We start from the raw sequence: 21,201 nt of genomic DNA on the forward strand, positions 1-21,201 counted from the left end.
CGATAGTACCGCTATCGCGCGTACAGCGTCGAGCCGACCAGCGACGGGAGGTGAACGGCGTCGTCCGGCGTCACTGCCAGATAGGGCCTCGAGACGGGACCGAAGACGTCGACCACGCGGCCGACCGCCTCGAGGTCGTCGTCGATGACCATCGTCCCGATGTCGTCGCGGTGGCCGTCGATAGCGGTGGCGCTCTCGCCACCGTCGACCTCGTCCGCCCGCAGGATCGCGAGCCCCTGTGCGGTACGGACCACCGTGCCAACCCGATGCATGTTACTCACGCATCGCGACGACGTAGGCCGCGACGGCCTGGACGAGGTCGTTCTTCGTCGAGTCGTCGGCCCCGCGAACTACGACTCGGCCGCGGTCGGCCCAGTGCTCTCGGGAGTAGGCTTTGTCCCGCTCGATCGTGGCGTCGTACCCGATCTGCTGGACGGCTTTCGCGATCTCGTCGACGGTTGGTTCCCCGACCGCCAGATCCTCGGACACGCGCCGTCCCTCGGCCCGCGAGAGGTCCGCATCGAGATAGGCGGGCCAGATGACGTTCTCGACCATGCGCGTTCCTGCGAGGTCAGGCGAGTAAACCCTTTTCAAAACGATACGTCGAGAGACGCCGTCCGAACGGAGCGACGACACCGGGAATCGTCGACGGTTAGCGCCGCCTCGAGACGAATCCGACGACGGCTAGCAGGGCGACCAGTGTCGCGACGACGCCGAATCCGGGAATCGGACTCTCGGCGGGTTCGCCGTCGGCCGGGTCGGTATCGCTCTCGTTCGTCCCGTCGAGATCGTCGCTCGCTTGCTCGTAGGCATCGGGGTGGACAGTTTCGACGATATCGACGATCGCGTAGACGATCTGGGGGGCCGGCTGGCTCATCTGATTCGCGTTGACGGCGAGGACGTTGTCGTTCTGAAACGCCGTCGTCGCCTCGACCGACTGGTGAATCGGCGGTTCCGATCTGTCATCGGGGTAGATGATCCACTCGGGGTTCTCGTCGACGACCGTTTCGGGATTGATCTGTCCGTATCCCTGAATGTCGGCGCGATCGGCCACGTTTTCGACGCCCGCTGTCGTCATCGCCTCGTGAATGAACGTCCCCGATCCGGCGGTATAGCCGTCGCCCATCGCGTAATACGCCAGCGGTCGGTCGACGCTTTCGAGGACTCGGTCGACGACCGCGAGTTGCCGGTCCATCCAGTCGACGGTCGCTCGAGCACCGTCGCACTCACCGGTGAGTTCGCCGGTCGTTACGACGTTGGAACGGACGTCGTCGATCGATTCGGCCGTCTCGAAGTGGTAGACGGTGAGTCCCGCATTGCGGAGCTGCTCGATGGACTCCTTCTCCGTCGCGTTGGCGGCCAGGACCAGGTCGGGATCGAGGTCGATCACCCGCTCGGGAACGAGCTGGTAAGTGTCGGTCACGGCCGTCCGATTACCCAGCTCGAGGTCGCTCGTCGCCGGATTGTCGGGCATTCCCACGAGGCGGTCCTCGGCACCGATTTCGAACATCGTCTGGGCGTCGCTGGGCTGGAGCGCGACGACCGATTCCGGTCGTTCGTCGAGCGTAATCTGTTCACCGGTCGCGTCGGTCACCTCGAGCGGGAACTCACACGCCACGGTCTCGGATCCGCCGTTGGACTGTGCGGCACCGGCGGGAGCGAACGCCGAGACGGCGATCAAGAGGGCCAAGAAAACGGGTAGGTATCGTCGCATCTGTTCTATCTCCGCCCCACTTCAACAAATATTTGCCTACTGCAAGATTGGTTGCTGTGTATGTATCGACCGGCCCGAACGGTGGCGTGGTCGGCGGGGCTTCTCGTCGTGCTGGTCGCCGTCGTCCTCAGCAGTGCCGCGCTCGGCCCGGTCAGAATCGACGTTCTCACGGTCGCGATGGCGATGTTGAACGCGATCGTCCTCCCGACGGGCGTGACGGTCGGCAGTTGGTCGGTCCCCGTACTCGGCGTCTCGGTTCCGGCCCTCGGACTCGAGTACGCCCCGATCTTTTCCTTCGACGTCCCGGCGACGCGTCAGATCATCGTCGCGGACGTTCGGTTACCCCGGATCGCACTCGCGGCGACGGTCGGACTCGCACTCGCCGCTGCGGGGACGGTGATGCAGGGGTTCTTTCGGAACCCGCTGGCGGATCCGTCGATCATCGGGGTCTCCTCCGGTGCCGCAGCGGGTGCGGTCGCCGCGATCGCCTTTCCCGCAGTGATTCCGTTCGGCGGACTCCGTCTCTCGGCGTTCGTCGGCGCGCTCGGCACTGCCTTTCTCGTCTACGGAATCGCTACCGAGGGCGGGCGAACGCCGGTCGCGACGCTGTTGCTCGCGGGCGTCGCGGTCCAGGCCTTTCTGGGTGCGATGATCTCGTACATGCTGGTTCACAGCGGGGACTCGCTCCGGGAGGCCGTCGTCTGGATGATGGGGCATCTCAACAACAGCCAGTGGAGCGACGTCGCGTTCGCGCTACCGATTACGCTCGTCGGCGTCCTCGCCCTCTGTGCGTTCCGGCGGGAGCTGAACGTCCTCTTGCTCGGCGAGGAGGACGCCCACCACCTCGGCATCGAGGTCGAGCGAACCAAACTGCTCTTGCTCGCGCTGGCGAGCATCGTGACCGCCGCCGGCGTTGCGGTCGCAGGGGTCATCGGATTCGTCGGTCTCGTCGTCCCCCACATCATGCGGCTGATCGTCGGGCCGGATCACCGGATCCTGTTACCGACCAGCGCGCTCGCGGGGGCATCGTTCCTCGTCGCCACCGATACGATCGCTCGAGCGGGACCGGCCGTCGTCCCGGTCGGCATCATCACGGCGGCGCTCGGGGCGCCGTTCTTCCTGTTCTTGCTCACTCGCCGGGAGGTGCAATCGCTGTGACCGCCTTCGATCGGCTCACGGAGCGGTTCGGCGTCGCCCCCGGACCGGACCCCGGCGCTCGCTCCGAGTCGAAACCCGGTCCCGAACCGAGCCCGGATCCGGTGACGATCACCGTCGACGACTGCTCGCTGTCGTTCGGCGAGCTCTCCGTACTTCAGTCGGTGTCCCTCTCGATCGAGCCCGGCGAGTTCGTCGGCCTCGTCGGCCCGAACGGGGCCGGGAAGACGACGCTCCTCCGCGTCATCAGCGGCGCGCTCGAGCCCGGATCGGGGTCAGTTACGGTCGGCGGTGTCGACGTCCACGGCGTTCCCTCGCGGACCTCGAGCCGGCTCGTCGCCGTCGTTCCGCAGGACGCCTCGCTCTCGTTTTCCTTCCCGGTTCGCGACGTCGTCGAAATGGGTCGCCATCCACACCGCTCGCGGTTCTCGTCGCCCGGTCCCGACGATCGCGCTGCGGTCGAGCACGCCCTCGAACGGACCCGAACGGCCGAACTCGCCGACCGGCCGATAGACGAGATCAGCGGCGGTCAGCGCCAGCGAGTCGTGCTCGCGCGGGCGATCGCGCAGGAAACGCCGGTGATGGTGCTCGACGAGCCGACGGCGAGTCTCGATATCAACCATCAGGTCGAGACCCTCGAGCTGGTCCGCGAACTCGTCGAGGAGGGCAGGACCGTGATCGCGGCGATTCACGATCTGGACCTGGCCGCGCGGTACTGCGATCGACTCGTGTTGCTCGCCGACGGCTCGGTCGCCCGGGACGGACCCCCCTCGAGCGTGCTCACCGGCGGCGCGCTCGCGGATGCCTTCGATGCGAACGCCGTCGTAACACCGAACCCGGTGACGGGGACCGAAGCGGTGACTGCGTTCGCGGCCGACCGGGAGCCGGAGCGGCTCCCGGATCGGGTACACGTGCTCGGGTCCGGGTCCGCCGCCGCCGGGGCCGTCGCCCGACTCGAGGCCGCGGGAGTCGCCGTCTCGCTCGGGCCCGTTTCGTCGGGCGACGCCGCGGCCGAAACGGCGCGGTCGCTGGACGTCGAGACCGTCGAAACCGATCCGTTCGAACCGATCTCCGCCGCGCAGCGGGCGACCGTCGCGACGCTCGTTCGAGACGCCGATGCGACGGTGCTCGCCGATTTCGTCGTCGGATCGGGCAATCGGAGCATCCTCGAGACCGTCGACGAGTCGGACTCGCTCGTCGTGATCGAAACGCGGTCGTTCGCCGAGCGGAACTTCGCCGGGGGCGCGGCTCGAGAGCGCTACGAGCGATATCGTGAGCGAGCGCTCGAGGTGCCAGTGAGTCGCGTGCTCGAGGCAGTCACGGCGGCCGAGGGGAACCGATCTGGGCCGCAGTCGTCGGTGCCGATCGATTCGGACGGCGAATAATTGGCGCGTCGAGATTGTCGGGAGCGCCGGCACCGACGGAACCGGGTTCGGCGAGCCGGACTGGACGGTTTTTTACCCCTCCGCCACCGAGTGGCCGCCAATGACCGAGTACGACTACGAGGATCTCGGACTCGTCGCCGGGCTGGAAATCCACCAGCAACTGGATACGGCGACGAAGCTGTTCTGCCAGTGTCCGACCGACCTCCGCGAACCCGAGGCGTCGACGCGCACCTTTACGCGCTACCTCCATCCGACCCGGAGCGAACTGGGCGAACTCGACGACGCAGCCGTCGAGGAGAGCAAGGTCGAACGCGAGTTCGAGTACCTCGCGTACGACTCGACCTGTCTCGTCGAGGAGGACGACGAACCGCCCCACGAGCTCGACGAGGAGGCCCTCGAGACCACCCTCGAGGTCGCCCAGCTGATGGACATGAAGCCGGTCGATCAGGCCCACGTCATGCGCAAGATCGTCGTCGACGGTTCGAACACGACGGGCTTCCAGCGCTCGTCGCTGATCGCCACCGACGGCGAGATCGAGACCGGCGAGGGGCCCGTCGGGATCGAGGACATGCTGCTCGAGGAGGAGAGCGCCCAGCGCGTCGAAGAGACCGACGACGGCGTGCGTTACAGTCTGGATCGGTTGGGAATTCCGCTGGTCGAGATCGGCACGAGTCCGGACATCGCCTCGCCCGAACAGGCCCTCGAGGCCGCCGAGCGGATCGGCATGTTGCTGCGCTCGACGGGGAAAGTCAAGCGCGGACTCGGGACGATCCGCCAGGACGTCAACGTCTCCATCGAGGAGGGCGCTCGCGTCGAGATCAAGGGCGTTCAGAGCCTCGACGACATCGACGATATCGTGCGCAACGAGGTCGCCCGACAGGCGGAACTCGTCGACATCCGCGACGAACTCGCGGATCGCGACGCGTCGGTCGGTGACGTGCAGGACGTGACCGGGGTTTTCGAGGACACCGACAGCGGCGTCGTTGCGGGGGCACTGAACTCGGGCGGGTCCGTCACGGCCGTCCCGCTGTACGGGTTCGACGGGATCGTGGGTCGCGAGATCGCGCCCGATCGCCGGCTCGGAACCGAGCTCTCGGACCACGCGAAACGCCACGGCGCGGGCGGGATCTTCCACACCGACGAACTACCTGCATACGGGGTCACCGAAGACGAAGTTGCGGCGCTTCGAGACGCCGTCGGCGCAGGGCCGGACGACGCCGTCGCGATCGTCGCCGCCGAGACCGAGATCGCGGAATCCGCCATCGAGGCCGCCGCGGAGCGCGCGGAAACCGCACTCGAGGGCGTTCCAGAGGAGACCCGCGGCGCGAACGACGATGGAACGACCCGCTACCTGCGACCGCTGCCCGGCGCGGCGCGGATGTACCCCGAAACGGACGTGCCGCCGGTCGAGCCGGATCCGAGCGAGGTTCCCGAACCCGAACTGTTGACCGAGAAGGTCGATCGCTATCAGGCGGAGTACGGGCTCGGCGAGGGACTGGCCGAGCAGGTCGCCTACGGCGAGTACATGCCGCTGTTCGAGGACGTCGTGGCCGACGGTGTCGATCCGACGCTGGCCGCGACGACGCTCGAGTCCACGCTGACCGAGGTCCGCCGGGACGGCGCGCCCGTCGAGAACCTGACCCGCGATCACCTCGAGGGCGTCCTCCGACTGGTCGAGGACGGCGACCTCCCGAACGAGGGGGTGCCGGACCTGCTCGCGGCGCTGGCCGAGGAGCCGGATCGAACGGCCGAAGAGGCGGCCGAGGAAGCCGGCCTCGGCGGCGCCGAGGAGGACGAGGTCCGCGAGGCAGTCGTCGAGGTCGTGGAACGAAACGAAGGACAGGTCGAGGAAGAGGGAATGCAAGCCTTCTCCGGACTCATGGGCGAGTGCATGGGTGCGCTGCGAGGGAAGGCCGACGGCGACCTCGTCAGCGAATTCCTCCGCGAGGAGATCCAGAAGCGGGCCTGACCGGCCGACGACGTCCCCGTTAGTCCACCATTTCGTTCGAGCAGTCCGTCCGATGTTCCGTCGACGGAGATCGTCTTCCGAGCCGGGTACTCCCGGATATCTGCACCGTCGAAAACATTTATTGGATCACACATTGCCCGATCACGTGACCCATGACCCAGACGAGAGAGACGGACGCTGTGGAACTAACCACGGTGTGTCACGTGCGTGCGCCGCTGTTGCTCGAGCCGATCGACGAACAGATCGAGACGCTGCAGGCCTGCGAATCGGAGGGCGCGATCGACGACCTGCTGATCCGGAGCTGGCCCAAGGAAGTCGCACTGTCCGAGGAGAGTCCGCATCAGGAAGTCCTCACCAACTACGAGACGTTCGCGCAGTGGGCCGACGAGCGCGGTGTGACCGTTCGGCCGCCGTTCAGAGAGCGCTCGACCACGTCTCAGGTGACCGGGAAGACGCGAGACCTCCTCGTGACGCCGCTGCTCTGTCTCGAGCTCTACGCCGACGACGAACTGCTGGGCGTCTTCCCCCACTCCGACGAGACGACCGACGAGACGTACACTACCGACGACGCGATCGCCACGCTCCGAACCGGCGAGCTTCCGACGCCGCTCGGCTCGAGCGAGCCTGCAGCGGAGGAATTCGAATCGACGTCGTCGACGAACTGCCCCGACTGCGGCGGGACGCTGATCGACGGGCAAGGGCTGTTCGGCTGTCGCGATTGCGGGTGGGTCGGGACCGTCACCCGGTCCGGCCGACGCGAGTCGCAGTCGGAGCGGCCCGCGCGAGACCGCGGATCGTCGGTCGTTGAAACGAGTACACAATAACCGAGAGCGCGGCGAACAGGTCCGGCCGAGACGGGATCTCCTCCTATTCCGTGGCGAACTCCCCGCCGTACTCGGCGTCGATTTCGACCGTCGACCCGGTCGTGACGAAATCGACCGTTTCCGCCTCCGTTCCGAGCGCCGACTCGAGACGCGCCCGGTCGACCAGTTCCTCACTGCTGTAGGTGACGACGGCGCTGGCGGTCGCGGCCGAGTCCGCTCCGGTGACCGCGAGTTGCTGGTGGACGCCGTAAGACCTCTCGAAGGTGCCGAATTCGAACTGGAGACTGTCCTCGTCGCTCGCCTGATCGTCCGCGAGCGTCTCGGACGCGAACTCGTCGCTGTCAGTGTACAGACAGCAGGCGATTCCGCCGTTTTCGCCGGCGCGGAGCAGGCGATCGAACGCCTCGTCGGCCTCGTGTTTCGGCTCTCGATCGCCCGCCGCCGTCGCGACCGTTCGCTCGACGGCTGCGACCGGGTCGAAGTCGGAGTCGCTCCCGCTCGTGTACGAATACGCGTACACGTCGCCGGAGACGCCGACGATCTCGTCGCTCTCGCCGTCACTGTAGACGACGTACGCGTCTCCCTCGCTCTCGACCGTATAGCCGCCCGACTCGAGATCCGTCGCGAGGCCGTCGCGGTCGTACGAGCCGACGAGCGCGTAGACGCCGTCGGCGTAGACGAACTGTTCCTCGCCGTCAGCCGTCTCGTTGTTTCCGAGATACGCGTCACGGCCGGCAGAGGTTCCGAGTTGCTGGAGCCCGAACGAACAGAGGAGCGCGACGACGACGGGGTTGGCGACGAGCGGGTCCGTCGGTTCCTGCCCCGCCTCGGCACCCTCGTCGTCGAGCAGGGTATTCATCGTATTGACGTCGATCGCCCCGTAAAAGTACGCCGAGCGCTCGTTCGTCGGGAGTACCGAGGCGTACGACGGGAGGTCGCCGACGGGCTGGTCGCTGTCGTCCTCGTTGCCCTCGTCGTCGGTACCGCTGCCGTTTCCGTCGGACGACTCCGAGCACCCGGCGAGGAGCGCCATTCCGCCGCCGAGTAAACTCAGTGCCTTCCGTCGGTGAAGGTCGGTCATCCCCTGTTGCTGGTTACTGGGACCGTATTACTGTACTGGCCACCGAGCGGGGCTGTTTTGAGCGGTTTGACAGGACTCTATCGGTCGGTCAGTTTTCGGCCGGCCGCTCGGTCGCCCGCCGGAGGAGACCGAGCAGCGTGTTCGCCTCCCGTTCCGTGAGGTCGGCCCGTCCGTACACCCGTCGAAGCATCCGCATCGTCTTGTCTCGCTTCTCTTCGGGGTGATTGATCTCCTCGAGCAGCGCCGCCCACTGGTCGTAGAGCCGGTCGACGGTCGGCTCGGGGGCCCGGACGCGCTCGACGTCGGGTAGTTGGGTTTCCTCGAGGGCGAGCGAGCGGAGTTCGTAGAGGGTAACCGTCGCGGCCTGCCCGAGATTGAGCACGGGGTAGTCGGCGTTCGCCGGGATCGAGCAGATCTCGTCGATCCGGGCGAGCTCTTCGTTCGTCAGGCCGACGCGTTCGCGACCGAAGACGAGGGCGGTCGGTGCCTCGACGGTCGGTAGTCGGTCGGCCAACTCGGCGGGCGTCGAATACGGGAACCGCATGTGGCTCCGGTCGTCTTCGTTGGTCACCGCCGTACATCCGATCGTGTGATAGCTCTCGGCGAGGTGGTCGAAACTGATCTCCTCCGCGTTCGGGAGCACGTCCTCTCGAGCGTGTCCCGCGAAGCCGTACGCCTCGCCGTCGGGATCGAGTTCCGGCGGATCGACGAGCAGGAGGTCCTCGAAGCCGAAGTTCTTCATCGCTCGAGCGATGGTACCGACGTTCCCGGGCGATTGGGCGTCGACGACGGCGACGGCCGGGACGGTCCGACTCGCATCCGTATCGGACGTCACGTCGCTCATCGGTCCGTCGGTCGGAGGAGTGTATGGCGAGCGATGCTGTGTACTCGCTCTCCCACGGTGTGTTCGGCAGTAACGACTCTCGAGGTCGACGCCGTAACGGTAGCTACGTTCATACCCGGAACACTGACCGGGACGACAAAAAGGAGCGCGTTGTCGGATCGCTCGATGACTCGGTGGGGAAACCGGAGAGAGTGACGGTAGTTGGAACCGTTTCTTTCCGTCTTCTTCCTTTCCGTCTTCGAACTAGAACTAGCTAGGACTAGCTAGAACTAGCGGTCTACGATCTATAATAGAATTCAGAAGGAGCGGAAATCCGGTCTGAGATCAGGTGAGCGACGTATCGTGACACGGTCCGTTTCTCGTGTTTGCCACTCATGTCGGTAAATAATGTGAGAGGGACACACCCCCCTCGCGTTTGTAAGCGTATCTAGGTGTGGGGACCCTGCGACGGAACACACCTGCATCGCGGATGTAAATTCCCATGGAATAAGGGCTCTATTTCTGAATATCTCGAGATAATTCTCTCTGGCCCCACACTATTGCCGTTACAAACGCGAGGGGGGTGTGCCCCCCGTGGTGAATCAGTGAACTGTTCGTTTGGTCTCCGTCCGAGTCGATTTCGGGACGCAGTGTCGGTATCCTGTTCGCCACCGAAAAACGGGATTCTCTCTTGGGTACCGGACAGAACGAACCCATACGGGTCGAAAACGAACACCTTACATCCGCGATGGGGGTGTCCGCCCCCGATTTCCGGTATCGATCGCTATTAGAAGCGCGAGGGCGGCGACCCGCGGCCCGCTCGGACATGCGGCCGAGAATACCCGCTCGAGTCCCTCAACGGGTCGGTTTACATCCGCGATCGATCCCCACATCTTTATTTCAATCCAGTTGAAAGGGACGGCACATCGCAATGTCCGCCAACGACGATCGAGACCCGCTCTTTCGGTACGACGATCCGGTCTTCGCCGACGAGCGCCTGCTCGAGATCACGCACCTGCCCGGCCCGGATCGGATCGTCGGTCGCGACGAGCAGATGCAACGGGTTGCGGACGCCCTGAACCCGGCGATCTTCGGGAGCGAGCCCAACCACCTGTTCATCTTCGGCAAGACCGGCACCGGCAAATCCCTCATTTCGCGGTCGGTCACCCAGCGAGTGATCACCGAGGCCGAACACGACGATATCACCGTCCGGTACGCCTTCATCGACTGCGGCGAGCAGAACACGGAGGCGTCCATCGTCAAGACGATCGCTCAGATCGTCAACGAACCCGACGCGAGCGGCGTCACCGTCCCCGACCGCGGTCTCGGCACCGGCGACTACTACAAGCGCCTCTGGCAGGCCATCGATCACTGTACCGACGTCACCATCGTCATCTTGGACGAGATCGACATGCTCGAGGACGATGAGGTGCTCCGGAAGCTCTCCAGGGCCGGCGAAAACAGGCGGATCTCCGACTCGAGCATCGGCATCATCGGTATCTCGAACAAGATCGACTTCCCGGATCACCTCTCCGAACGCGTCAAGTCGAGCCTCTCGCGGGACGAACTGGTCTTCTCGCCGTACGACGCCAACCAGCTCGTCGAGATCCTCGAGAAACGCCGCGACGCGTTTCACGACGGCGTGCTCTCCGACGACGTCATTCCCCTCACGGCCGCCCTCGCGGCGCAGGAACACGGCGACGCCCGCAAGGCCATCGACATCCTCCGGAACGCGGGTCGCATCGCGAAGAAGCGAAATGAGACGCGGGTCACCGCGGATCACGTCCGCGACGCCAAGGAGAAGACCGAGGCCGACCGCTTCAACGAGTTGATCGAGGGCTCCCCCCAGCAGGCGAAGGCGATCCTCTACTCGCTGACCCTGCTGACCGAGAACAGCTCGGAGAAGGAGTTCCCGACGAAGATCATCTACAACCAGTACAAGGAGGTCGCCCGCCGGCTCGACTTCGACGTCCTCTCCGAGCGCCGCGTGCAGGAGATCCTCCAGGAACAGAACTTCCTCAACGTCATCCAATCCGAACGCGAGGGCCGCGGCCGCGGTCGCGGCGCACACGCCAAACACCGCCTCCTCGAGAACCCCTCGATCGTCAAGAAGGTGCTCCTGCGGGACTCGCGACTGGCCGTGCTCGAGGACGAGGCGTAGCTCGCCGGCGGTCGCTTCACCTCGCACTCGAGTTCGCCGGAACCGCGATACCTTTTTGCCTCGCTTCCTCAGACCGGGTATGCACAGCGTCGATGCCGCCGGACTGGGAATCGGGGACGACCACCCGCCCCGAATCATGGGCGTGTTGAACGTCAGCGAAGAATCGCCCTACGATCCGAGCGTTTTCGACGACCCCGGCGAGGCGGCCCGCTACGTCGACGAGGACCTGATCGGTGAGGGAGCCGATATCGTGGACATCGGCCTCGAGTCGGCGAACAAGCGCTTCGACGTCCTCTCGGCCGAGGAGGAACTCGAGCGGCTTCACGTCGCGCTCGAGACCATCGAGAGCGTCTCCGGGGACGCGATCTTCTCGATCGAGACGCGCTACGCTGAGGTGGCCGACGAGGCGCTCTCGCAGGGATTCGACATGGTCAACGACATCTGCGGGTTCGCCGACCCGGAGATGCCCGCGGTCTGTGAGGACCGCGACGTCGCGGTCGCGAAGATGGCGAGCCCGCCGGATATCGAACGGCCGGGTGCGGTCGAGGAGACGGACTGGGCGGCGCGGAAGTCGCCGGAGTGGGCGTCGCAGGCCGACTACGTCGATCGGGTCTACGAGGCACTGAAACAGAACGGGCTAACGGACAAGACGATTATCGACCCCGCGTTCGGCGGGTGGAGCGAGGCGCAAACGGTCGCGGACGACCACGACGCGTTCCGCCGACTTCGGGAGTTCCGGGCCCTCGATCGGCCGATGCTGGTCTCGATCAACCGGAAGAACTTCCTCGGCGAGATCGCGGGCCGCGAGACCGAGGAGCGACTCCCGGTCAGCCTCGCGGCGACCTCGATGGCCGTCGAACGCGGCGCACACGTGATCCGAACCCACGACGTGGCCGAAACCCGGGACGCAGCCCTGATCGGGAAGGCCTTCACGGAGCGGTCGAGCGCCTCCGCCGAGGGAGTCACCGTCTCGCAACTGGACGTTCGCTCGACCCGCGAGTTTCGAGCCCAGCTCAGGGAGCGCGGTATCGATCCAGCGTTCGCCGACGACTGGCAGACCCAACTCCTCGAGGTCGAGGGGCTCGACGCCGACGCCAGCGAGCGATTGATGTCGATCGCGACCGATCACGGCGTGGACGTCCAACGCGCGTCTGACGTGCGACTTCTTCTCATGGGATCGACGAGGGACGTTTCCGATGTATCAGGACGCCTGAGTGAAGAAAACGGCCGCCTCGGCGGTCTCGGCGAGAAGCTGTCAACACTGCTGCGTTAAGAGAAAGCTTATGCCGGATGCTTCGAAAGAGGGGAGTGGACGCCGGGCGGCCTCCCGGGTAGGGGTACTTTGGAGGCGACCCCCGGCCCATAACACGGAATTATTGTGGTGCTACGTTGCCCAGTGCTGACCAGGCCGATCGCGCGGTACTGACACGGATCTTATAGGTGGTGGCCTCGCCATCGATCGGGACGACTGCCGATACCGAACACCCAAATCCGTAGAGCGACGAGCACGGATATCGACATGGAGTTCGACGAGTGGGAGCCCGTCTACGAGGCGATTCTCCGGGATTTCGCCTACGACCGAGCCGGCGACGAGCGGGGACGAGACCTCCTCGCGGCCCGCCTCGAGGAGTCGTTCGATCCGACCGAGCTGCCGATCGGCCCCGAGACGACCGTCGCGATCGCCGGTGCCGGTCCGTCCCTCGAGACCGAAACGGACCTCGAGCGGGCCCGCGAGGCCGACGCGGTCGTCGCGGCGTCGACCGCCGTCGATACCCTCGCGGCACATGGTATCGACGCCGACTGCATGGTGACCGACCTCGACAAGAACCCGGAGACCGTCGAGCGACTCACGGCGGCCGGCGTTCCGGTCGCGGTTCACGGCCACGGGGACAATCTCGAGGCGATCCGCGAGGTCGTTCCGAACTGCGACGACGCGTACGTGCTCCCGACGACGCAGGCCGCACCGCGCGGACCGGTTCGGAACTTCGGCGGGTTCACCGACGGCGATCGGGCGGCGTTCCTCGCCGATCACCTCGGGACCGGTCGCCTCACGTTCGTCGGTTGGGACTTCGACGATCCCGCGGTCGACGCGCCGAAAGCGCGCAAGCTCGAGTGGGCCGAGCGCCTCCTCGTCTGGCTCGAGTCGCGCCGAGACGAGCGGTTCGCGGTACTCGACGAACGACGTGACGCGATCGACACCGCTTCGCTTCCGCTCGAGTAGCGCCGACTCGGGACACCTCGTGTCGCAGTCACTCGATTCGGTATTCGACGATGTCGGTACCGCCACAGGCGGGACACGTCGTCGCCGACTCGAGGGTCGTCCCGCATCGACGACATTCTTCGATGACGGATCGATCGGTTACTCGGCCGAAGACGGCCGAGAGCGCTCTTCGTATCGGTGACCGCGTCGTAGTTCCGTTCTCCTGTCTCTGCATGCTCAGTCCGTCTCGAATATCACAATTCGTTATTGTCCAGTTATACGTACAGTCATGGTCGCTTTGATTCCCGAAACGAAGTAATCAGTGCCTACGGCCTCCGAGTCACTCGTTCCCGGCCGGTCACGTAGAGACCGTCTCGACCGAGGTCGACGAACTGCGATGTCGACCCGAGACGACTGTCGGGTATTTCGCCGCTGTCCCCGGTCCCCTTTGCCTGAGACCATCACCTCGAAAACCGCCGTCGTGGAGCACATAATGAAAATATGTTGGTAATAACGGTTAAGACGAACAGGTGATCACGATACGACGTGGATCAACGACTCATCGCAACGACGCCGTTTATACTCTATCTGGCACTCTGTGGGTTGTTCGGGATCGCCCTGTCGACGGCCGATGCCCCCCTCACGCAGGGCCAACCGGCGTTTATCGCCATCGTCGGCCTGGTGGGGCCGCTCGTCGCGATCGGGTTGATCTGGGCGCGAAATTACTCGTACGGTGCGCCAGTTCTCGTCTCGACGATGCTCACCAACGCCTGGTTCGTCACCTACTTCTTTTTCATTCACGACAACCCGGCGAACGTCTTCGCGGTCTCCGGAACCGGTGCAACCGCGCTTCTCGCTGGAACGGTCGGCCTCATCGCGGGCTCGCTGTTGACCGCCGGCGTGGGCTGTTGGCTGTGGTACCGGGAGAGTCCCGGATTCCGATCGGCAGTCGATCAGCTCGTCGGCCCGTCCGATGCGGAACACTGACCGAGACGCCTCGAACCACTTTCGGAGTCGTCCAACTCCCGCCGAGCGCGACCGGTACATACGATCATCGGCCCGAACGAGCACAGTAGGACTGCCTCGAGCACCGACGAGCTAGAACAGCGCGTCCAGTTCGCCGCCGGTGTCCATCAGCGACGAGAATTCCTCGTCGGCGCTCGCCCGGACGTCCTCGGTGGTCTCCTGGGCCTCGATCGCCACCTGCTGGAGCTGTTCGATCCGCGGCACGTCCGTCACGCCCGACAGCAGGACGATCGCGCCGACCTCGTCCCGGCTGGGGATCGGGTAATCGCCGCCGCGGATCTCCATGCTCGCGGTCTCGTCCTCGAGCCACTGGCGGCCGCGCTCGACGCCCTTGCGGTTGAGATGGGACGGCGGCCCGGTGGCGACGACCAGCCCCCGATCCGCGCTCGAGACGTCACAGGGGAGCGTGAGTCGTCCGAGAGCGGCCTTGCGGACGAGGCTGGTCATTCGGTTCGTCGCGGCACCGTCGTCGAACTCGTCGTCACCGGTCAGGGACGAGAGCAGTCCCCCGTCGGTGTCGACCACTTCCCGCGCGTAGCCGATCGTCGAGACGCCGTTCGAGAGCGTGTTGATGATCTCGCTCGAGTCGACGACGCTCTCGGCGACGTGATCGCCCTGTTCGACCTCGCCGGCGGCGAAGAGGAGGCCGAACCGCTCGACGATCTCGCGGTTGATGCGGTCGTAACCGCCTTCGACTGATTCGCCGGCGCTGCGCCATGCGTCGTTGTCGAAGACGAGCAGGTTGTCGACCTCGTCGACGAAGGTCTGGAACGATCGAGCGGCGTTGAGCGTGTAGATACCGCCTTCGTCCGTCCCGGGGAGGATGCCGAGCCCGTAGACGGGCTGCGTGTAGATTCGCTTGAGGTGTTTCGCGAGGACGGGTGCGCCGCCCGACCCGGTGCCGCCGCCCATCCCGGCGACGATGAGGAAGGCGTCGATCTCGTGGACGGGGATCCGATCGATCGCGCCCTGAATCTCGTCGATGTCCGCCTCGGCGACTTCCGCCCCGAGTTCGTTGTCGGCCCCGACGCCGTGGCCCTTCACGCGCGCCTGACCGATGAGGATACGGTTCTCGTCCGGTATTCGCTCGAGTCCCTTGAGGTCCGTCGTCGCGGAGTTGACCGCGATCGCCGATTCGATGAAGCCGCCGCCGATCGCGTCGTCGAACGACAGGAACTCGTCGACTACCTTCCCGCCTGCCTGACCGAAGCCGATGAGTGCGAGTTTCATAGCTGTCTATCGTGGCCGTTCCCCGGCGCGACCGTGACCGCTCACTGGGGACCGGCGGTCTGCCGGGATCGGAACGGGTTCCACGTCACTCGAGACCCTCTTACGAAGCATTGTTATGCGCGACGTATAGTCGATACAAAGTATGTCATTGCGTCACTACTTTCTCCTAATCCGAACTTTCATCGACCGCTGAGTGTCGATTGCGCCTGTCGAATCGACGGGGAGTCGACCGTCCGACCGGTTCCGCGACCTCGCGGATCACCGACAACCGCACGTTTTCGGTCCTCGAGTCGTCAGACCGAGTGTGATCGTACATTGGCACCGCCGGGACCTCCGGACGACCGACAATCGGGGGCTGGCACGCGCTGCGTCGACCGGGGAGCCGGTCGTCCCGCTGTTCGTCCTCGATCCGACAGTCCTCGAGCACGCGTCGCCGGTCCGCGTCGCGTGTCTGCTCGAGTCCCTCGCCGACCTTCGCTCCTGGTACCGGGACCGCGGGGGCGACCTGCTCGTCGCTCGCGGCGAGGCGAGCGGGGTCGTTCCGCAGGTGGCGGCGGCGCGCGACGCGACGAGAGTCGTCTGGAACGAGGACTACAGCGGCCTCGCGCGGGAGCGCGATCGGGCGGTGCGGGCGGCGCTCGAGGAAGCGGGTATCGCGACGGAGTCGGTACACGACGCGATCCATCACGAACCGGGGTCGATAACGCCGAATCAGGGCGACCACTACTCGGTGTTTTCGTACTTCTGGAAGAAGTGGCGCGATCGCGACAAGCGAGTGGCGGTCGACGAACCGGCTGCGGCGGATCTCGCCGACGTGTCCGGCGAGCCGATTCCGTCGCTCGCCGAGCTCGGGTTCGACGAGCCCGAGGCGACGCCGCCGACGGTGACGATGGCGGCGGCTCGAGAGCGAGTCGCCGATTTCTGCTCCGGGCCGATCTACGACTACGCCGACCGGCGCGATTATCCCGCGGCCAGCGGGACCTCGCGACTCTCACCGCACCTCAAGTGGGGGACGATCGGGCCGCGAGAACTGTACGCGGCGACTGAACGCGCCGCCGAGGGAGCCTCGACCGACGACGACCGCGAGAGCGTCCGCGAGTTCCAGCGCCAGCTCGCCTGGCGGGAGTTTTACGCGCACGTCCTCGCGTTCAATCCCGAGACCGTTACGGAGAATTTCAGCGGGTACGAACACGAGATCGAATGGCGCGACGACCCGGACGGCCTCGAGGCGTGGCAAGCCGGGAAAACGGGATATCCGATCGTCGATGCGGGGATGCGCCAGCTCCGGACCGAGGGATGGATGCACAACCGCGTGCGGATGCTCGTCGCATCCTTTCTGACGAAGGACCTCATGATCGACTGGCGGAGGGGCTACGACTGGTTTCGGCGGCGACTCGCGGATCACGACACCGCGAACGACGTCGGCGGCTGGCAGTGGGCTGGCTCGACCGGTACCGACGCCCAGCCGTATTTCCGGGTCTTCAACCCGATGAAACAGGGCCGAGAGTACGACCCCGACGCCGAGTACATCCGCGACCACGTTCCCGAACTCGCCGACGCGACCGCCGACGAGATCCACGGCTGGCACGAGCTCGAGCCGGCACAGCGGGAACGGCTCGCTCCCGGCTATCCGGCTCCGATAGTCGACCACGCGGAGCGACGAGAACAGGCGATCGAATTGTTCGAGCAAGCGCGCGGCGAGTCATCAGATTAGTGAGGTGCCGCGTTCAGGTTCCCACGTCCCGATTGAACGTAAAATCGATAGCTCTTGCCGTAATATGTAGGGAATGCGAATAACTATATTTGACACCATCCTTTTCCGAATGACTATCCTAGCCGCTGGTATGTCCTCCCCGGACGAAACCTCGACGCCCGATGGTTCGGTGTCGCCAACACAGGCCATCATCGAGGCTATCGCCGAACACGAGGGCGTCGATATCACCGACGTCGAGCCCCCGGCCTACGACCCGCTGTTTACCGTCGTCAATCCGGAAGCCCTCGACGATCTGTTCCACACCACTGCCGGTATCGCGACCAACGCGGTGGTTCGTCTGGAGTACGAGGGGTACGAGGTCCTGGTCCGTCCGGGCAGTGACGTCGACGTTCGAGACCTCGATTCCACCGACTCGATCGACAGTTCGTTCGGGGACTGACGGCCGAATCGAGTTCACTCGGCCCAGTAGGCCTCTCCGGGTCGGGTTTCGAAGACTGCGCGAGCGAGCAGATCGATCGCTTTCTCGAGTCCCTCCCGCGAACTGGTCAGCGAGTCCTCGTGTTCGATGCTCAGCGCGCCGTCGTAGCCGACCATCCGGAGCGTCGAGACGATGTCCTTCCAGTGAGTTTCGTCGTGTCCGTAGCCGACCGATCGAAACAGCCACGACCGGTTGGGCTCGTCGTCGTAGGCAGTCGTGTCCAGCACGCCCTTTTCGCGGGCCCGTGCGTCGTAGATCTTGGTGTCCTTGGCGTGGAAATGGTGGATCGCGTCGCGCTCGCCCAGATACCGGATCGCGTCGGTGATCGTGATCCCTTGCCAGTAGAGGTGCGAGGGATCGAAGTTCGCACCGATCCTGTCGCCGGTCTCCTCGCGCAGCCGTGCCATGCCGTGGGGCTCGTACACCAACATGTTCGGATGCATCTCGATCGCGATATCGACCCCGTGATCGGCGGCCTCGTCGGCGATGTCCTCCCAGTAGTCGACGGCTCGTTCCCACTGGTACTCGAGGGCCTCGTCGTGTTCCGGCGGCCAGGGTGCCGTGATCCAGTTCGGAACCTGGTCGTCCGGACCGCCGGCCGGAAGTCCCGAGAAACAGGTGACGGACCCGACGTCCAGTTGCGCGGCCAACTGAATCGCCTCGCGAAGCTCGGTATCGGCCGTCTCGGCGCGCTCCTCGTCGGGATGCAGGGGGTTGTTGTGCGTCGCGAGCGCGCTGATCCGCATGTCGTACTCGTCGAGCACGTCGCGGAGCTCGGCCTGCTCGGTGTCGTTGTCCAGATACTCGTCGCGCGTCAGGTGAGCCTGTCCCGGATGGCCGCCGACGCCGGGTTCGATCGCGTCGACGCCGAGCCCATCGAGGTAGGGGAGCGCCTTCTCGAGCGGTTCGTCGGCCAGCGGTGGCGTGTGGACGCCGATTTCCATACGGGAGTGACCACTGCCGGAAAAATAAAACGCGGGGCCGGCACGTCCCCGGTGACGCGTGCGGCTCACTCGTCGAACGCGATCGTTCGGCCCTCGTCGCTCGAGCGATAGATGCTCTCGATGACTCGCTGGACTTCGAGCGCCTCCTCGACGCTGTCGTCGCGGTCTTCGTCACCGACGATCCGGTCGAAAAACGCCTGCTGCTCGTCCGAGTGGGTGTCGTTCTGTCGCGTCTCGATGCTCGTATCCTCGAGGTGATCGGGGCCCTCGTTGCTCGCCGAGTGAACGCTGAGATCGCCGTCGAGGAGGTCGAACCGGGCGGCGGACTCGGAGCCGCGGACGACGAACTCGTGGGTCGCCGGTCGGTTGGTCGCCCACGCGACCTCGAGCGAGACCGTTCGGTTTCCGTCACAGCGAATGAACGCGCTGGCCGAGTCGTCGACGTCGAACCCCTCGGGCCCCGCGTCTTCGGCCCACATGTCGAGGTAGGCGTACTCCTCGCGGTCGCCGAACTCGCTGCGGACGACGCCGCTGACCTCCCGCAGGTCGGGATAGCCGAGGAGATAGAGGGCGAGATCGATCGCGTGGACCCCGAGGTCGATGAGCGCGCCCCCGCCCGCGATCTGGTGGCGGGTAAACCACGACCCGCGCCCCGGGATGCCTCGTCGACGGACGTAGTTGGCCTCGACGTGCGAGACGTCGCCGAGATTCCCCCGATCGATTCGATCTCTCACGATCCGGACCGTGTTCGCGAACCGATTGTTGAAGCCGACCGCGGCGTGGCCCTCGGATTCGGCCGCCGCATCTGCGATCCGTTCGGCGCTCTCGAGCGAGTGGGCGAGTGGCTTCTCGAGGAGCACGTGGAGGTCCCGTTCGAAGGCGTCGACGGCATACTCTTCGTGGTACTTGTTCGGCGTCGTGATAATCACCGCGTCGACGGTGTCGTACAACTCGCGGTGGTCGTCGTACACGTCCACGTCGTAGCGTCTGGCGAAGCGCGTTCTCGCCTCGGCGGCGATGTCCATCCCACCGGTGAGCGTCACCCCGAGGTCCACGAGTCGCTCCGCGTGGTACTGGCCGATGTTGCCGAGACCGACGATCCCGGTTTCGATGTTCGATCGATCGAGTGTCATTTCCCTGTAATCTGGTGCTGCCGGCGGCCGTCTCGTTTCAGTCCGATACACCGGTATCCGCTATCTCTACTCTTTCGACTCGAGCGACTTCCGTCCGTCGCCAAACGAGGGAGTGACGGGGCCACGCGGAGACGCGAGTCCGATCGAGAACCGACCTCCCACCATGACGGGGCGGCTCAGCTGTCCGCTTCGGTCGGCGTCGTGCCGGGCTCTCGCTCGGGGAGATCGGTGAGGCCGTGGACGAGCGCGTTACCGGTGGCCGTATCGAAGAGGTGGACCTTCGACCGGTCTAACACGACGTCGACGTCCTGATTCGCCTCGATGTCCGTGTCCGGTGTGACGCTCATCAGCAACTGATTCGGTGACGCGGCCGGATCTTGTTCCATCGACCCCGCCGCCGCCTCGGAGAGCAACAGATAGACGAAGACCTCGTCGCCCATCGGCTCGAGGACGTCGGTTCGGGCGTCGATCGGGTCTGTCGACGAGGCGAGCGAGTCGGCGTACTCGGTCAGGTGGACGTCTTCCGGCCGGATACCGAGCGTGACGTCGTCGCCGACCGTCGCGTCCGGAACGCGGGAGGGGTCGAACTCGACGTCGAAGTTGGTCGTCTCGAGGCCGCTCTCGACGAGCTCGCCTTCCACGAAGTTCATCGACGGCGAGCCGATGAAGCCCGCCACGAACAGGTTCGTGGGTTCGTTGTAGCAGGTAAGCGGGGCCGCGATCTGCTGGAGTTTACCGTCGTTTAGCACCGCGATCCGATTCGACATCGTCATCGCCTCCGCCTGATCGTGGGTGACGTAGATGACCGTCGCACCCAGCTCGCGGTGGAGCCGCTGGAGCTCCGTCCGCATGTGGACCCGTAACTTCGCGTCGAGATTGGCCAGCGGTTCGTCCATCAGGAACACGTCTGGATTGCGAACGATCGCGCGGGCGATGCCGACCCGCTGTTGCTGGCCGCCGGACATCTCCTTGGGCATTCGGTCTAACATCCCCTCGAGCTGGACGATGTCGGCGGCCTGTTCGACGCGTCGCCGGACTTCCTCGTCGTCGTACTTCCGCAGTCGCAGCCCGAAGGAGATGTTCTCGTAGACGTCCATGTGCGGGAACAGCGCGATGTTCTGGAAGACCATCGCGACGCCCCGATCCTTCGGCGCGAGATCGGTGACGTCGTCGTCGCCGATGTAGACGCGTCCCTCGGTCGGCTGGGTCAACCCGGCGACCGTCTCCATCGTCGTCGACTTCCCACAGCCCGAGGGGCCGACGAAGGTGACGAACTCGCCGTCCTCGACCTCGAGGCTGATGTCGTCGACCGCCGTTTCGTCTCCGTACCGTTTCGTGATGTTCTCGAGTCGTACTCGTGCCAT

At 65.3% G+C, this 21,201-nt stretch carries 18 protein-coding genes and 1 pseudogene; 10 read left to right on the forward strand and 9 right to left on the reverse strand.

What is annotated here, in order from left to right:
* Positions 1 to 11: 11 nt before the first annotated feature.
* The 3 genes from NDI89_RS14120 to NDI89_RS14130 all read right to left on the reverse strand — a co-directional run bounded on the left by NDI89_RS14120 (position 12) and on the right by NDI89_RS14130 (position 1,714).
* A complete protein-coding gene (locus tag NDI89_RS14120; protein ID WP_277522246.1) occupies positions 12 to 272 on the reverse strand; it encodes an H/ACA ribonucleoprotein complex subunit GAR1 in 261 nt (86 codons plus the stop codon).
* A 1-nt stretch (position 273) separates the two neighbouring features.
* Positions 274 to 555 carry a signal recognition particle subunit SRP19 gene (srp19, locus tag NDI89_RS14125; RefSeq protein ID WP_277522247.1) on the reverse strand — a complete coding sequence of 94 codons (282 nt, stop codon included), beginning with the start codon at positions 553 to 555 and terminating at the stop codon, positions 274 to 276.
* A gap of 97 nt (positions 556 to 652) precedes the next feature.
* On the reverse strand, positions 653 to 1,714 hold the full coding sequence (locus tag NDI89_RS14130) for a PGF-CTERM-anchored ABC transporter substrate-binding protein (RefSeq protein WP_277522248.1): 1,062 nt from the start codon (positions 1,712 to 1,714) through the stop codon (positions 653 to 655).
* A gap of 60 nt (positions 1,715 to 1,774) precedes the next feature.
* Between NDI89_RS14130 and btuC the strand changes: the two genes are divergently transcribed.
* The 4 genes and pseudogenes from btuC to NDI89_RS14150 all read left to right on the forward strand — a co-directional run bounded on the left by btuC (position 1,775) and on the right by NDI89_RS14150 (position 7,047).
* Positions 1,775 to 2,872, forward strand: a complete 1,098-nt coding sequence (btuC, locus tag NDI89_RS14135) for a vitamin B12 ABC transporter permease BtuC (RefSeq protein ID WP_277522249.1) — start codon at positions 1,775 to 1,777, stop codon at positions 2,870 to 2,872.
* A gap of 164 nt (positions 2,873 to 3,036) precedes the next feature.
* A pseudogene (locus NDI89_RS14140) lies at positions 3,037 to 4,254 on the forward strand (ATP-binding cassette domain-containing protein); the annotation flags it as partial.
* 100 nt (positions 4,255 to 4,354) lie between these two features.
* Positions 4,355 to 6,223, forward strand: coding sequence for a Glu-tRNA(Gln) amidotransferase subunit GatE (gatE, locus tag NDI89_RS14145; protein ID WP_277522250.1), 1,869 nt, complete (start codon positions 4,355 to 4,357; stop codon positions 6,221 to 6,223).
* 152 nt (positions 6,224 to 6,375) lie between these two features.
* A complete protein-coding gene (locus NDI89_RS14150; RefSeq protein ID WP_277522251.1) occupies positions 6,376 to 7,047 on the forward strand; it encodes an HTH domain-containing protein in 672 nt (223 codons plus the stop codon).
* A gap of 43 nt (positions 7,048 to 7,090) precedes the next feature.
* On the opposite strand, the gene NDI89_RS14155 is transcribed toward NDI89_RS14150, so the two are convergent.
* The gene (locus NDI89_RS14155; RefSeq protein ID WP_277522252.1) at positions 7,091 to 8,128 is read right to left on the reverse strand and encodes a hypothetical protein; all 1,038 of its coding nucleotides are present in this window, start codon (positions 8,126 to 8,128) and stop codon (positions 7,091 to 7,093) included.
* 88 nt (positions 8,129 to 8,216) lie between these two features.
* Positions 8,217 to 8,972, reverse strand: a complete 756-nt coding sequence (locus NDI89_RS14160) for an RNA methyltransferase (RefSeq protein ID WP_277522253.1) — start codon at positions 8,970 to 8,972, stop codon at positions 8,217 to 8,219.
* Positions 8,973 to 9,882: 910 nt separating this feature from the next.
* On the opposite strand from NDI89_RS14160, the gene NDI89_RS14165 reads away from it, so the two are divergent.
* The 4 genes from NDI89_RS14165 to NDI89_RS14185 all read left to right on the forward strand — a co-directional run bounded on the left by NDI89_RS14165 (position 9,883) and on the right by NDI89_RS14185 (position 14,299).
* Positions 9,883 to 11,112 carry a Cdc6/Cdc18 family protein gene (locus tag NDI89_RS14165; RefSeq protein ID WP_277522255.1) on the forward strand — a complete coding sequence of 410 codons (1,230 nt, stop codon included), beginning with the start codon at positions 9,883 to 9,885 and terminating at the stop codon, positions 11,110 to 11,112.
* 79 nt (positions 11,113 to 11,191) lie between these two features.
* Entirely contained in the window at positions 11,192 to 12,385 is a 1,194-nt protein-coding gene (folP, locus tag NDI89_RS14170) for a dihydropteroate synthase (protein ID WP_277522257.1), read from the forward strand.
* A 246-nt stretch (positions 12,386 to 12,631) separates the two neighbouring features.
* The gene (locus NDI89_RS14175) at positions 12,632 to 13,333 is read left to right on the forward strand and encodes a 6-hydroxymethylpterin diphosphokinase MptE-like protein (RefSeq protein WP_277522258.1); all 702 of its coding nucleotides are present in this window, start codon (positions 12,632 to 12,634) and stop codon (positions 13,331 to 13,333) included.
* Positions 13,334 to 13,858: 525 nt separating this feature from the next.
* Entirely contained in the window at positions 13,859 to 14,299 is a 441-nt protein-coding gene (locus NDI89_RS14185) for a hypothetical protein (RefSeq protein WP_277522260.1), read from the forward strand.
* A gap of 111 nt (positions 14,300 to 14,410) precedes the next feature.
* Here NDI89_RS14185 and NDI89_RS14190 read toward each other — a convergent pair whose 3' ends face one another.
* A complete protein-coding gene (locus tag NDI89_RS14190) occupies positions 14,411 to 15,568 on the reverse strand; it encodes a tubulin/FtsZ family protein (protein ID WP_277522262.1) in 1,158 nt (385 codons plus the stop codon).
* A gap of 304 nt (positions 15,569 to 15,872) precedes the next feature.
* Here NDI89_RS14190 and NDI89_RS14195 point away from each other — a divergent pair, with 304 nt between their 5' ends.
* Together NDI89_RS14195 and NDI89_RS14200 are read left to right on the forward strand one after the other, a co-directional pair.
* Entirely contained in the window at positions 15,873 to 17,282 is a 1,410-nt protein-coding gene (locus tag NDI89_RS14195) for a cryptochrome/photolyase family protein (protein ID WP_277522263.1), read from the forward strand.
* A gap of 130 nt (positions 17,283 to 17,412) precedes the next feature.
* Positions 17,413 to 17,721, forward strand: coding sequence for a HalOD1 output domain-containing protein (locus NDI89_RS14200; RefSeq protein WP_277522264.1), 309 nt, complete (start codon positions 17,413 to 17,415; stop codon positions 17,719 to 17,721).
* Positions 17,722 to 17,735: 14 nt separating this feature from the next.
* On the opposite strand, the gene NDI89_RS14205 is transcribed toward NDI89_RS14200, so the two are convergent.
* The 3 genes from NDI89_RS14205 to NDI89_RS14215 all read right to left on the reverse strand — a co-directional run bounded on the left by NDI89_RS14205 (position 17,736) and on the right by NDI89_RS14215 (position 21,201).
* Positions 17,736 to 18,704: a sugar phosphate isomerase/epimerase family protein gene (locus tag NDI89_RS14205; RefSeq protein ID WP_277522265.1), complete on the reverse strand. Its 969-nt coding sequence runs from the start codon at positions 18,702 to 18,704 to the stop codon at positions 17,736 to 17,738.
* Between the two features lie 65 nt (positions 18,705 to 18,769).
* A complete protein-coding gene (locus NDI89_RS14210) occupies positions 18,770 to 19,837 on the reverse strand; it encodes a Gfo/Idh/MocA family protein (RefSeq protein ID WP_277522266.1) in 1,068 nt (355 codons plus the stop codon).
* 176 nt (positions 19,838 to 20,013) lie between these two features.
* Positions 20,014 to 21,201 carry an ABC transporter ATP-binding protein gene (locus NDI89_RS14215; protein ID WP_277522267.1) on the reverse strand — a complete coding sequence of 396 codons (1,188 nt, stop codon included), beginning with the start codon at positions 21,199 to 21,201 and terminating at the stop codon, positions 20,014 to 20,016.

This window comes from Natrinema salsiterrestre (assembly GCF_029502005.1).
Classification (GTDB): Archaea; Halobacteriota; Halobacteria; order Halobacteriales; family Natrialbaceae; genus Natrinema; species Natrinema salsiterrestre.

Excerpts from the sequence above, each read along its gene's own strand:
- btuC (WP_277522249.1), top strand. The coding sequence starts at position 1,775 with ATGTATCGACCGGCCCGAACGGTGGCGTGGTCGGCGGGGCTTCTCGTC.
- NDI89_RS14155 (WP_277522252.1), bottom strand. The coding sequence starts at position 8,128 with ATGACCGACCTTCACCGACGGAAGGCACTGAGTTTACTCGGCGGCGGA.
- srp19 (WP_277522247.1), bottom strand. The coding sequence starts at position 555 with ATGGTCGAGAACGTCATCTGGCCCGCCTATCTCGATGCGGACCTCTCG.
- NDI89_RS14215 (WP_277522267.1), bottom strand. The coding sequence starts at position 21,201 with ATGGCACGAGTACGACTCGAGAACATCACGAAACGGTACGGAGACGAA.
- NDI89_RS14150 (WP_277522251.1), top strand. The coding sequence starts at position 6,376 with ATGACCCAGACGAGAGAGACGGACGCTGTGGAACTAACCACGGTGTGT.
- NDI89_RS14165 (WP_277522255.1), top strand. The coding sequence starts at position 9,883 with ATGTCCGCCAACGACGATCGAGACCCGCTCTTTCGGTACGACGATCCG.
- NDI89_RS14130 (WP_277522248.1), bottom strand. The coding sequence starts at position 1,714 with ATGCGACGATACCTACCCGTTTTCTTGGCCCTCTTGATCGCCGTCTCG.
- NDI89_RS14210 (WP_277522266.1), bottom strand. The coding sequence starts at position 19,837 with ATGACACTCGATCGATCGAACATCGAAACCGGGATCGTCGGTCTCGGC.
- NDI89_RS14160 (WP_277522253.1), bottom strand. The coding sequence starts at position 8,972 with ATGAGCGACGTGACGTCCGATACGGATGCGAGTCGGACCGTCCCGGCC.
- NDI89_RS14120 (WP_277522246.1), bottom strand. The coding sequence starts at position 272 with ATGCATCGGGTTGGCACGGTGGTCCGTACCGCACAGGGGCTCGCGATC.
- gatE (WP_277522250.1), top strand. The coding sequence starts at position 4,355 with ATGACCGAGTACGACTACGAGGATCTCGGACTCGTCGCCGGGCTGGAA.
- NDI89_RS14200 (WP_277522264.1), top strand. The coding sequence starts at position 17,413 with ATGTCCTCCCCGGACGAAACCTCGACGCCCGATGGTTCGGTGTCGCCA.
- NDI89_RS14190 (WP_277522262.1), bottom strand. The coding sequence starts at position 15,568 with ATGAAACTCGCACTCATCGGCTTCGGTCAGGCAGGCGGGAAGGTAGTC.
- folP (WP_277522257.1), top strand. The coding sequence starts at position 11,192 with ATGCACAGCGTCGATGCCGCCGGACTGGGAATCGGGGACGACCACCCG.
- NDI89_RS14205 (WP_277522265.1), bottom strand. The coding sequence starts at position 18,704 with ATGGAAATCGGCGTCCACACGCCACCGCTGGCCGACGAACCGCTCGAG.
- NDI89_RS14175 (WP_277522258.1), top strand. The coding sequence starts at position 12,632 with ATGGAGTTCGACGAGTGGGAGCCCGTCTACGAGGCGATTCTCCGGGAT.